Below are 11820 nucleotides of genomic sequence, written 5' to 3' on the forward strand. Positions count from 1 at the left end.
CCGTCTTACCGCCTGTTGATGGCACTTGATCATCTGCGCCGCATCGTTGTTGAAGGGCCCATTGGCGTGGGCAAGACCACGCTGGCCCAGCGCTTGGCCGACCACCTGCGTGCGGCCACGCTGTTCGAGACGCCGGCTGAAAACCCCTTCCTCGCCCGCTTCTACGCTGAACCCGCACGCTACGCACTGCCAGTGCAGCTGCGCTTCCTGCTGCAACGCGCCGAGCGGCTCGCCACGTGGCACAAGGCCACACTCACCGGTGAGCGCATCGTTGCCGACAGCTTCCTGCCGCGCGACCGCCTGTTCGCTCAGCTCACGCTGCCGGCTGACGAACTCGCGCTGTACGACGCGATGGCGAAGGCGCTGGCGCTGCCCCAGCAACGCATCGATCTGGTGATCTGCCTGCAGGCCCGTGCCGAAGACCTGCTGCCGCGTATTGCCAAGCGCGCCGTTCCTTACGAAACGGGCATCGATGCCGACTACCTCGAACGCATCTGCGCCGCGTACGGCGAGCTGTTTCTGTATTACGATGCCGCACCGACGCTGATCGTCGACACCGCTGCCTTCGACCCCGTTGGCAACGACGACGATTTCCGCACCTTGCTTGCCCGCATCGACGCGATGCGCGGCCCCAAGGAATTCATCAAGCTCGCGACCCGGTAGCAGACCCCACGCGGTCTGTCTGGATGGTCGCGACGACCAACTGGATCCCAGTCCATGAGCTATCTCCAGGAATCGAACCGCAAGGCCGTCACGGTGACGTCGTTGCAGGCCATGCGTGCCGCCGGCGATCGCATCGCCATGCTGACGGCCTACGACGCCAGCTTCGCCGCCCTGATGGACCGCAACGGCGCTGATGTGCTGCTGGTGGGCGATTCGCTCGGCAACGTGATGCAGGGCCAGAAGACCACGCTGCCGGTCACGCTCGACCACATCGTCTATCACACCGAATGCGTGTCGCGCGGCATCGACAAAGCGCTGCTCGTGTCGGACCTGCCCTTCGGCACGTATGGCACGCCCGAGCAGGCCTTCCACAGCGCTGTGCGCGTGATGCAAGCCGGCGCGCAGATGGTCAAGCTTGAAGGCGGCGTTTGGCTCGCACCCACCATCCAGTTCCTCGTCGAACGCAGCATTCCAGTGTGCGCACACATCGGCCTGACGCCGCAGTCGGTGCATGCCTTCGGCGGCTTCAAGGTGCAGGGCCGTGGCGATGAAGCGGCCAAGCAGTTGAAGCTCGACGCGCTGGCCGTGCAGGATGCTGGCGCACAACTCGTCGTCATGGAAGCGATTCCGGCCGCGCTGGCCGGCGAGGTGACGCGCTTGCTGGCGATTCCCACCATCGGCATCGGCGCGGGGCTGGAGTGCTCGGGCCAGGTGCTCGTCATGCACGACATGCTGGGCGTGTTCCCTGGCCACCGGCCCAAGTTCGTGCGCAACTTCATGGATGGGCAGACCACCATCGACGGCGCGGTCGCAGCCTACGTGGCCGCCGTCAAGGACGGCACGTTCCCCGGCCCCGAACACACGTTCGCCTGAGCGCCCCACGGATGGAAATCTGGTCGGCTACCGTCGACGCATTCGCCCTGCTCGCCAGCGGCGATGCCGCGTTGTGGACGATCGTCTGGGTATCGTTGAAGGTGGCGATTGCCGGGTTGTTGCTGGCGGCGCCACCGGGGCTGCTCATCGCCTACGCCATCGCCATGCACCGCTTTGCCGGGCGTCGCGCGCTGGTGGTGCTGGCGCAGGCCTCGCTGTCGTTTCCGACGGTGCTGATCGGGCTGCTGCTGTATCTGCTGCTCTCGCGCCAAGGGCCACTCGGGGGTTTCGGGCTACTGTTCACGCAGGGTGGGATGATCCTCGGGCAAGCGGTGCTCGGGCTGCCGGTCATCGTTGCCTTTGCGCTGACAACGCTCGAACGGGCTGATCCACGCCTGGCCGAAACGGCACGCGTGCTCGGTGCCGGACGCGTGCGCCTGCTGCTGACGGTGTTTCGTGAACTTCGCTTCGGCCTGATGGCGGCCGTGGTGGCAGGCTTCGGCCGCGTGATTGCGGAGGTCGGCTCCGCGCTGATGGTTGGCGGCAACATCGAGGGCATCACGCGCACCATGACCACGGCGATTGCGTTGGAAACCAGCAAGGGTGAGTTCGCGCAGGGCATTGCGCTGGGCATCGTGCTGATCGTGCTGGCGCTGCTCGTCAACGTTGTGCTGGCGTGGCTGCAGGGCGCTGGCAACTATCGACGGGAAACCGCATGAGCGCACCCTCGCAACCGATGATGGTGTTCGAGCACCTGCGCTGCCAGCACGGCACGCGCATGCTGTTCGACATCCCGCGTCTGGCACTGTCGGCGGGCAACGCGATTGTCATCACGGGCGCCAATGGTGTCGGCAAGACGACGCTGCTACGCATGCTGGCGGGGCTCGCACCGACGCATGGCGCGACGGTCGACCTTGGCCGTGGGCCACAACCGCTGTCGCCCTACCCGGCCGATCTGCGCGCGCGGCTCACGTATGTGCACCAGCATCCGTACCTGTTCCGTACATCGGTGCGGGCCAATCTCGGCTATGGGCTGACCACAGGCGCGCATCGCGTGCCACGCGCAGAACTGGCCAGCCGCATCGACGAGGCCATCCGCTGGGCTGGGCTGCAACACGTGGTGGATGTGCCGCCCGAACGCCTGTCCGGCGGCGAGACGCAGCGCCTGGCGCTTGCCCGCGCGCGCGCACTGCGCACGGATGTACTGCTGCTTGATGAACCGACGTCAAACCTGGATGGCACCGCGCGCGAACAGGTCATCGCGCTGGTCGGAGAGTTGGCCGCAGAAGGCCGCGCGCTGCTGATGGTGTGCCACGACCGCGAGCTCATCAACCTGCCCGGGGTGGCGCGCTGGAAACTAGAGAGCGTCGACGGCCAGGGGCGGCTCGAAATACGCGGGCACCACGCCGCGTAGGGCGTTGCATACGGCGATGGCCTCGGCGCGGGCAACGTCGGCGCGCGTCAGCACACGCTCCCGCAGCGGAGTGCCCAACCAAGGCGTTGCATCTTCCAGCAGCACGGCTCGCATCACACCCGGCAGCACACCCGCTGACAGCGGCGGCGTCCACCACGCACCATCCAGCTTGACCAGCACCGTGGTGCGACCGCCTTCTGCCAATGTGCCGTCCGCGTTGAAGAACACCGTATCGAATGCGCCCTCGCGCTCGGCAGCCTGCCAGGCGGCATCGTAGTCGGCGCGCAGACTGGTCTTGTGGGAAGGCAGACTGTGTGCGGCCTCGCGTGTTTGCGATGCGACCAGCAAACGCACCGGCGCATCCCAAGTCGCAGGCAGCGGTGACAGCGTTGCCGCCGTCACGCTCGCCGTGCCATTGGGCGCAAGCGACAAACGCATGCGGTACTCGCCCTCAGGCGCCAGCGACGCGCACACACGCGCCACCTCACCTGCCAGCGCGGCACGATCCAACGGAAACCCAAACGCCTGCGCGGAACGCCCGAGCCGCGCCAGATGCCGATCCAGCAGCGGCACGCCATCGTGCGTCGCGCGCATCGTCTCGAACAGCGACAAGCCCGCATCGAGCGCGGTCACAAAGCGCGCCTTCAACTGGCACTCGGCGTATTCCTCATCGGCGATGCTGTCGTGCACGATGCCCGAGCCGATACCGAGTTCGCCTTTTCGCAGGCCATCACTACCGGGCGCACTCAGCACCAGCGTGCGGATCGCCACCGAGAAGCACGCATCGCCCATCACGCTGTCATCGGCAGGTGCATCGACCCAGCCGATGGCGCCGGTATAAAGACCACGCGGCCCAGGCTCCAGTGCATCGATGATCTCCATCGTCCGCCGCTTGGGGGCACCGGTAATCGAGCCACACGGGAACAGCGCGCGCAGACAATCGGCGAGGCCGGTGGCGGGCGGGATCTCCGCCTCCACGGTGGACGTCATCTGCAGCACGCTGCCGAACGGCGTCACCTCGAACAGCGCCGGCACGCGCACCGAGCCGGGGCGCGCGAGGCGGCCCAGGTCATTGCGCAGCAGGTCGACGATCATGAGATTTTCGGCGCGATTCTTTTCGTCGGCGGCCAGCGCGGTGGCGCGGGTTGCGTCGACTTCGGCGTCACCGGTGGCAGGCGCGGTGCCCTTCATCGGCCGCGCGACAAGCTGGCCTGCGTGATGCGAGAAGAACAGCTCCGGCGAGCACGACAGGATCGCCCCACCCTCCGGCAGCCCGATGAACGCGCCGTACGGCACTGGCTGACGCGCACGCAGGCGGCGATACAACGCGGCCGGCGCGCCGAATGCCGTCATGCGCAGGCGGTAGGTGTAGTTGACTTCGTAAGTGTCGCCCGCCGCAATCCAGTCGTGGATGCGGTCAATGGCGTGGGTGTAGGTGGTGTGATCAACGCTGGCAGCGCAGTCGAACAGACCGGCCGCGCCCCTCGCTTCGGGCCACGCGTCGAACAGTGCATTAACCTCAGCCGGCGACAGCACCTGCAGCGAGCGAAACAGCAGCACGCGCAGGCGGCCATCGTGGCCGGGCAATACGGAGGAAATTTCAGTGGAAGCCGGCAAACCGACCAGCGGCTTGCCGAACTCATAGGGTGCAACGATCAGGGCATGCAAGCCCGCGCGCCATGCGGCACGCAGATCGTCGTCCAGACCATCCAGCACACCGGCTGACCGGAAAAACTCACCTGCATAGCCGGTGTACCAGCGCGAACACGGTACGCCGCCCGAGGTGGCATCGTCCAGCAGCGCGAACGGCGCGCCGGCTTGCGGCAACTGCATGACGATGTCCCCCGGTTACTGCGGTAACGCTGTGCTTAAGAGGAGAAGAAGTTCTTCACCTTGTCCATCCACGTTTGCTCTTGCGGGCTGTGCCGCGAGCCGCCTTCGTGCACGGACTTGTCGAACTGTTTGAGCAGCTCTTTCTGATGCTCCGTCAGCTTGACCGGTGTCTCGATGTTGATGTGCACATAGAGATCGCCCGCATAGCCCGAGCGCACGCCCTTGATGCCCTTGCCGCGCAGGCGGAACGTCTTGCCGGCCTGCGTGCCTTCGGGCACCGGGAATGCGACGCGACCGCCCAGCGTCGGCACTTCGATGTCGCCACCGATGGCTGCCGTCGCAAACGAGATCGGCATCTGGCAGTGCAGATCATCACCGTCGCGTTCGAACACCGGATGCTGCTTGATGTGGATTTCCACATACAGGTCGCCCGGGGGGCCGCCGTTGATGCCCGGCTCGCCGTTACCCGACGAGCGGATGCGCATGCCTTCGTCGATACCGGCCGGAATCTTCACTTCCAGCGTCTTCTGACTCTTCAGCTTGCCCTGGCCGTGGCACTTGGTACACGGTTTGGGGATGTACTTGCCGCTGCCGTGGCACTTCGGGCAGGTCTGCTGCATCGTGAAGAAGCCCTGCGACACACGCACCTGGCCGGCGCCGTGACAGGTCGGGCAGGTCTCCACGCTCGAGCCGGGCTCGGCGCCCTTGCCGTGACAGTGGTCGCACTCGTCCCAGTGCGGCACGCGGATCTGTGTGTCGTAGCCGTTCGCGGCCTGCTCCAGCGTGATCTCCATGCTGTAGCGCAGGTCAGCGCCGCGGTACATCTGCGGACCACCGCCACGACGGCCACCCTGGCCCTGAGCCTGGCCAAAGATGTCGCCAAAAATATCGCCGAAGGCTTCGGCAAAACCACCGCCAAAGCCGGCACCGCCCGCGCCGAAGCCAGCGTTGGGGTCGACACCGGCGTGGCCGTACTGGTCGTACGCAGCCTTCTTATCCGCATCGGAGAGCATCTCGTAGGCCTCTTTGGCCTCCTTGAACTTCTCTTCCGCTTCCTTGCTGTCCGGATTGCGGTCCGGGTGGTACTTCATCGCGAGCTTGCGATAGGCCTTCTTGATCTCGTCGTCGCTCGCGTTTTTGCCCACCCCGAGCACTTCGTAGTAATCACGTTTTGCCATAGTGGCTGAACTCGTCGCCTGTTTTTACTGCGTGTCGAATAGCAAAAAAGCCGAGCGTGGCATCAGGTGCGCTCTGCACAACCCGATGACCACTGCCCGGCGGTCCCGCACGTCCGCCGTGGCGGACTTGGGGCTTACTTCTTGTCGTTCACTTCCTTGAACTCGGCGTCGACGACGTTATCGTCGTGCGGAGCACCTTGCCCTGCATGCGCACCACCTGCCTGGGCACCCGCGGCTTGTTCAGCACCGCCAGCTTCGCCCTTGGCCTGCATGTCGGCGTAGACCTTCTCGCCCAGCTTCTGCGAGGCGGTTGCCAGCGCTTCGGTCTTGGCGTCGATCGCGGCCTTGTCAGTGCCCTTCAGGGCTTCTTCCAGTTCCTTGATCGCAGCGTCGATCTTGTCCTTCTCGCCAGCTTCCAGCTTGTCGCCGTACTCGCCCAGAGCCTTCTTGGTCGAGTGCACCAGCGCTTCACCCTGGTTACGGGAGTCGACCAGTTCGCGCAGCTTCTTGTCTTCCTCGGCGTTGGCCTCGGCGTCCTTCACCATGCGCTCGATCTCGGCTTCCGACAGGCCGGAGCTTGCCTTGATCGTGATCTTGTTTTCCTTGCCGGTCGCCTTGTCCTTGGCGCCCACGTGCAGGATGCCGTTGGCGTCGATGTCGAACGACACTTCAATCTGCGGCGTGCCGCGCGGTGCCGGCGGAATGCCTTCCAGATTGAATTCGCCCAGCATCTTGTTGCCGGAGGCCATCTCACGCTCGCCCTGGTAGACCTTGATCGTCACGGCCGGCTGGTTGTCATCAGCGGTCGAGAAGGTCTGCGAGAACTTGGTCGGGATGGTCGTGTTCTTGCCGATCATCTTGGTCATCACGCCACCCAGCGTTTCGATGCCCAGCGACAGCGGCGTCACGTCCAGCAGCAGCACGTCGGTACGGTCACCGCCCAGCACCTGACCCTGGATGGCAGCGCCCACGGCGACAGCCTCGTCCGGGTTCACGTCCTTACGGGCTTCCTTGCCGAAGAACTCCTTCACCTTCTCCTGCACCTTCGGCATACGCGTCATGCCGCCGACCAGGATCACGTCGTGGATGTCCGACACCTTCACGCCAGCATCCTTGATGGCGGTGCGGCACGGATCGATCGTACGGGCGATCAGGTCTTCGACCAGCGCTTCCAGCTTGGCGCGCGTGATCTTCAGGTTCAAGTGCTTCGGGCCCGAGGCATCGGCCGTGATGTACGGCAGGTTGATTTCGGTCTGTTGCGTGCTCGACAGTTCGATCTTGGCCTTTTCCGCCGCTTCCTTCAGGCGCTGCAGCGCAAGCACGTCCTTCGACAGATCAACGCCTTGTTCTTTCTTGAACTCGCCGATGATGTAATCGATGATGCGCTGGTCGAAGTCTTCGCCGCCCAGGAACGTATCGCCGTTGGTCGACAGCACTTCGAACTGCTTCTCGCCGTCCACGTCGGCAATCTCGATGATCGAGATGTCAAACGTACCGCCGCCGAGGTCATACACGGCGATCTTGCGGTCGCCCTTTTCGTTCTTGTCCAGGCCGAATGCCAGCGCAGCCGCGGTCGGCTCGTTGATGATGCGCTTGACGTCCAGACCGGCGATGCGGCCGGCGTCCTTCGTGGCTTGGCGCTGCGAATCGTTGAAGTAGGCCGGCACCGTGATCACGGCTTCGGTCACTTCCTCGCCCAGGTAGTCCTCGGCGGTCTTCTTCATCTTGCGCAGGGTTTCGGCCGAGATTTGCGGCGGGGCCAGCTTCTGGCCGCGCACTTCCACCCAGGCGTCGCCGTTGTCGGCCTTGACGATGGAATACGGCATCAGGCCGATGTCCTTCTGGACTTCCTTCTCTTCAAACTTGCGGCCGATCAGGCGCTTGACGGCATACAGCGTGTTGCGCGGGTTGGTCACTGCCTGGCGCTTGGCCGGGGCACCGACCAGGATCTCGCCGTCTTCCATGTAAGCGATGATCGACGGGGTGGTGCGCGCGCCTTCGGCGTTCTCGATCACCTTGGGGGTGTTGCCCTCCATGATGGAGACGCAACTGTTGGTGGTACCCAGGTCGATACCGATGATTTTGCCCATGGTCTTACTCCTCGAATTTGGTGTCAGGACTGCACTGAATACAAACTTGGATCGGATGTGGGAGTGCCGCCCGGCTTTTCAAGGCCGAATTTTGAAAAGTTGAGCATTTTGGCCGGTTTTTCTCGGGAAAGCACCCGAAAACATAGGCTCCTTGGCAGGAACCAGGCGTTTCCGACGTCCAAAGCGCGGCAAACAAGGTCCAAAAGGGCGCGATGGTACCCTTGGGCGCATTGCCACTCGCCGGGTACCTCACCTGGCCCCTCGCCTCCCGATGCGTTTGCCCCCATTCCGATTCGCTCTGGGCGCAGCCGTGCTTGCCGCCTGCGCCGCACCCCCAGCCGATGCCGCCGTCGCCCTGCTCCAACCCGCGCGCCGCGTCGACGCCACCCAGCCGTTCACGCTCACGCTCGTCATCTCGGGCGATGCGGCCCAGCGCAGCTATGCCGTGCCCGCCAGGCTGCGCGTGACGGCCACCGCCGATCTGCAGGGCCCAGTTGAAGTGACGCTTAGCCGACATAATGCAGGTGCGGAGACGCTGCACTTGCGCCCGGGCCAAGTGCGCACCATCACCTACAGCGGCACGTTGCCCGAGGTGCTGCGTGGCGCCGTGCGCATCGACGTGCCTGAGCTGGACGCCGCGCCTGTGCTGGTAACGCTGGTGCGCGGCGCCGACGCCCCGCAGATCGCCGCTGAAGGGGCACCGGCCGGCGCCGCCCGCAACGCCGCCGCAGACGCCACCCGCCCGGGCGGCGCATTGGGCACCAACCCGAGCGCAACGACTGCCGGCGCCAACGCCACATCGCCCGCCACGGTGGCAGTGGCCGGCACCGGCGACGCACCCCGCCCGCCGGAGGAAACCGCCCGCCTGACCTTCCACGAGCCCATGTTCGCAGCCCTGGGGGCGCACGAAGGCCTGAACATGAAATTCCAGCTGAGCTTCAAATTCCGGATATTCCAGCCGGAGAACCCGGCGTCGACAGCGCTGCTCGACAACCTGTACTTTGGCTACACGCAGTTTTCGCTGTGGGATCTGGGCAAGGAATCGGCACCGTTCCGGGATACGAACTATCGGCCGAGTCTGTTCTACTACCGGCCCGATACCGGCATCCAGGGGGGTGCACTGACACGGCTGTCGTTTGCCGGCGGCATTGAGCACGAATCGAACGGCCGTGACGGTGACGCCTCACGCGCCATCAACACCGTGTTCGTGCGCCCGACCTTCCACTTTGGCGATCTGACCGACTATCACTGGAAGTTCGAGCCGAAGCTATACGCCTACCTCACGCGCAGCGGCAACACCGACATCGCGAACTACCGCGGCTTTGGGGATTTCCGCGTGTCATATGGCGCGCCCAATGGCTGGGAGTTAGCCGCCACGTTGCGCAAGGGCACGCGCAGGAGCTACGGCAGCGTAGACGCACAGCTCACCTATCCGATGAGCCGCATCTTCGGTGGTACCGCCGGTTACCTGTTCATCCAGTACTTCACTGGCTACGGCGAGAGCCTGCTCGACTACAACCACAAGCTGGGCTCGCAGTTGCGCGTCGGCTACAGCCTCTCACGCTAAGCACCTACCCACAATCCCACTGCGCGACCCGATCTTGGCTTTGCGATGCTCGCCGTACACGTGTACGGCTGCGCTTCTCAAACCAACCTCAGGCCGCTCGCTACGGATTGTGAGCAGGTTCTAAGGGACTGATGGCTTACAGCGTGTGCTGGCCGCTGGCCTCGGGTTGAAAGGCGACGCGCTCGATGCGCAGCCCATGCTTGACACCGTTGGGCGCGGTGTACTTGACCGACTTGCCCTCGCGCTGGCCCAGCAGCGCTGCACCCATGGGCGAGAGCACCGACAGCTTGGCCGACGCCACGTTGGCCTCTTCCGGGTACACCAGCGTCCACTCCTGCTCTGCGCCGGCGTCATCCACCACACGGATCACCGAGTTCATCGTCACCACGTTGGCGGGAATCTTGTTGCCAGGTACCACGTTGGCACGGGCGATGAGGTCATCGACGAGTTCAGCCAGCGGCGAACTGCTACCGGCGCGGGCGGCGGCGTTTTCCAGGCGGGTGAGGTCGAGCTCGGTCAGATAGATGACGGCTGCGGACATGGCGATCTCCTACGGATTCGTCTTGAACACTAGGTAAAGCCGCCGCCGATGGCATGACAGCCCTGGGCGATGGCAAGAAAACCAGCGGGCGAAACGCCGGCCGGCGGTGAAACAGAACTGCAGGTGGGGGAAGGAGCCCGGCGGCGGCGTGCCGCTAGGGCACTAGAACAACCGCCGGGCGGCGGCAAGGGCCGCAGTCATCGCCTGAGCGGCGTGCGGCAATGCACGCACCACGCGCTTCGGGCGCACGGCACGGGAAGAAGATGCAATGAGGAGGGCCGCAGCCAGCGGCATCGACGTCATGGTGAACGCTGCCTCAGACCAGCGGCGCGGCCGCAGACGTATTGCGCGTCTTGGCAACCGTGGCGGCAAACTGCGCGTGGCCGCGCCAGCCGGTCGCCCGGCCGAGCTGCGTACCACGATGCGCGAACGAAAACACCGGAACGCCGCGCATGGCAAGCACCGCGACTACGGTCGTATCGACCGGGATCACGGCAGGCGTTGTGCGCGACGAAACGGTGTTCTGAAGCATGAGCGTGAAAGCGCTGGCTTACTTGGGCGCAGCCACCGTCACCAGGGCCGGACGCAGTACGCGGTCGGCCAACGTGTAGCCGCGCTGGAGCACGGCCACCACGGTGTTCGGCTCTTGGTCAGCAGGCACCATCGAAATCGCTTGGTGGCGATGCGGATCGAACTTCTCGCCGACCGGATTCAGCTCGGTCACGCGGCCCTTCTCGAAAGCGGCGTAGAGCTGCCTGAGCGTGAGCTCAACGCCCTCACGCTGCTTGGCGACGTCACCCGACGTGTCGGCCAGTGCGGCTTGCAGGCTGTCCATCACGGGCAGCAGGTATTCAGCAAAGCTCTCGATGGCGAACTTGTGGGCCTTGGCCACGTCGTCCTGTGCGCGGCGGCGGATGTTTTCGCCTTCAGCCGTGGCGCGTGCCCAGTTTTCGTAATTCTGGCGAGCCTTCTCTTCGGCGGCTTCCAGTTGGCGGCGCAGTTCGGTGACGTCCGCATCGGCCACGGCTTCCGCCACGGCAGCTTCGTCACCGGCAACGGCCTGGGCATCGGCGCTGGCGCGCTGGGCCTGGCTCGAATAAGCATTGGCAGCTTGGCCTGCGGCAGCAGATTGCGTCGGCTGAGCAGCTTGCGAGTCCGGGGTCGAGGGGGTTTCCGAAGTGTGTTTCATAGCGCTGGATAAAGGGATCGACGCACAACACGTGCCGGGCGCCGGATCCGCTGGATTTTCACAAACAATTACTCCCCGATATGGGGCATTTGGCGCGCCTTTCAAGGGCGCAAGGTGCACAGCAACTGTGCGCCGTGCATCACGAAATATCGCGTTACAAGTTTCATCCAACGGCAACGGCGCGGCGATTGCGACACCACAATTGGCCGCCTATGATGCAAGAAAAATTTGGGGGGCGCGAGCTTCTTTGAGGGTTCGTACCATGCACAACAAGCTACCCGTATTCACCGTGCTCCTGCTGTTGACCCTGACCGCAGCGACAACGTTCATTTGCCTGTCTGGCGCCGTCACACCGCGTTATACGGAGTACGGCAGCGGTAAGGCTATCTTCAAGCACTACATCAGCAAACCGGCGCAGATGCAGCAGTTGTCGCGCGGCCTGAGCTTCGCAAGTTAGCACACACTCGCGCGC

13 protein-coding genes are annotated in these 11820 nt (G+C 64.6%); 6 read left to right on the top strand and 7 right to left on the bottom strand.

The window, feature by feature from the left end; all coding sequences use genetic code 11:
• The first annotated feature begins 18 nt into the window (after window positions 1-18).
• From C404_RS47695 to C404_RS47710, 4 genes are read left to right on the top strand one after another with little or no spacing between them, the layout of a single operon-like run.
• Window positions 19-663: a deoxynucleoside kinase gene (locus tag C404_RS47695; protein WP_021195878.1), complete on the top strand. Its 645-nt coding sequence runs from the start codon at window positions 19-21 to the stop codon at window positions 661-663.
• Between the two features lie 54 nt (window positions 664-717).
• Window positions 718-1536: a 3-methyl-2-oxobutanoate hydroxymethyltransferase gene (panB, locus tag C404_RS47700; protein WP_021195879.1), complete on the top strand. Its 819-nt coding sequence runs from the start codon at window positions 718-720 to the stop codon at window positions 1534-1536.
• A gap of 11 nt (window positions 1537-1547) precedes the next feature.
• A complete protein-coding gene (locus tag C404_RS47705) occupies window positions 1548-2255 on the top strand; it encodes an ABC transporter permease (RefSeq protein ID WP_021195880.1) in 708 nt (235 codons plus the stop codon).
• Window positions 2252-2950, top strand: a complete 699-nt coding sequence (locus C404_RS47710; protein WP_021195881.1) for an energy-coupling factor ABC transporter ATP-binding protein — start codon at window positions 2252-2254, stop codon at window positions 2948-2950. Before C404_RS47705 ends, C404_RS47710 begins: the two co-directional genes overlap by 4 nt.
• Here C404_RS47710 and C404_RS47715 read toward each other — a convergent pair.
• The 3 genes from C404_RS47715 to dnaK all read right to left on the bottom strand — a co-directional run bounded on the left by C404_RS47715 (window position 2894) and on the right by dnaK (window position 8051).
• Window positions 2894-4783, bottom strand: a complete 1890-nt coding sequence (locus tag C404_RS47715; protein ID WP_021195882.1) for a bifunctional chorismate-binding protein/class IV aminotransferase — start codon at window positions 4781-4783, stop codon at window positions 2894-2896. The genes C404_RS47710 and C404_RS47715 overlap by 57 nt on opposite strands.
• 35 nt (window positions 4784-4818) lie before the next feature.
• Complete coding sequence (gene dnaJ / locus C404_RS47720) at window positions 4819-5961, bottom strand: molecular chaperone DnaJ (protein WP_021195883.1); 1143 nt, start codon at window positions 5959-5961, stop codon at window positions 4819-4821.
• Between the two features lie 134 nt (window positions 5962-6095).
• A complete protein-coding gene (dnaK, locus tag C404_RS47725; protein ID WP_021195884.1) occupies window positions 6096-8051 on the bottom strand; it encodes a molecular chaperone DnaK in 1956 nt (651 codons plus the stop codon).
• A 271-nt stretch (window positions 8052-8322) separates the two neighbouring features.
• On the opposite strand from dnaK, the gene C404_RS47730 reads away from it, so the two are divergent.
• The gene (locus C404_RS47730) at window positions 8323-9618 is read left to right on the top strand and encodes a phospholipase A (protein WP_031329670.1); all 1296 of its coding nucleotides are present in this window, start codon (window positions 8323-8325) and stop codon (window positions 9616-9618) included.
• Window positions 9619-9754: 136 nt separating this feature from the next.
• Here C404_RS47730 and rnk read toward each other — a convergent pair whose 3' ends face one another.
• The 4 genes from rnk to grpE form a co-directional block, all read right to left on the bottom strand.
• The gene (gene rnk / locus C404_RS47735) at window positions 9755-10159 is read right to left on the bottom strand and encodes a nucleoside diphosphate kinase regulator (RefSeq protein WP_021195886.1); all 405 of its coding nucleotides are present in this window, start codon (window positions 10157-10159) and stop codon (window positions 9755-9757) included.
• A 162-nt stretch (window positions 10160-10321) separates the two neighbouring features.
• On the bottom strand, window positions 10322-10462 hold the full coding sequence (locus C404_RS60480; protein ID WP_021195887.1) for a hypothetical protein: 141 nt from the start codon (window positions 10460-10462) through the stop codon (window positions 10322-10324).
• Window positions 10463-10475: 13 nt separating this feature from the next.
• Window positions 10476-10691 (bottom strand): hypothetical protein, encoded by a 216-nt coding sequence (locus tag C404_RS61035; RefSeq protein ID WP_021195888.1) that lies wholly within the window; start codon window positions 10689-10691, stop codon window positions 10476-10478.
• Window positions 10692-10709: 18 nt separating this feature from the next.
• Window positions 10710-11348 carry a nucleotide exchange factor GrpE gene (gene grpE, locus C404_RS47745; protein ID WP_021195889.1) on the bottom strand — a complete coding sequence of 213 codons (639 nt, stop codon included), beginning with the start codon at window positions 11346-11348 and terminating at the stop codon, window positions 10710-10712.
• 262 nt (window positions 11349-11610) lie between these two features.
• Here grpE and C404_RS47750 point away from each other — a divergent pair, with 262 nt between their 5' ends.
• On the top strand, window positions 11611-11805 hold the full coding sequence (locus tag C404_RS47750; protein WP_021195890.1) for a hypothetical protein: 195 nt from the start codon (window positions 11611-11613) through the stop codon (window positions 11803-11805).
• The last annotated feature ends 15 nt before the right edge of the window (window positions 11806-11820 follow it).

The sequence above is a fragment of the Ralstonia sp. AU12-08 genome, assembly GCF_000442475.1.
In the GTDB taxonomy this organism is placed as follows: domain Bacteria; phylum Pseudomonadota; class Gammaproteobacteria; order Burkholderiales; family Burkholderiaceae; genus Ralstonia; species Ralstonia insidiosa.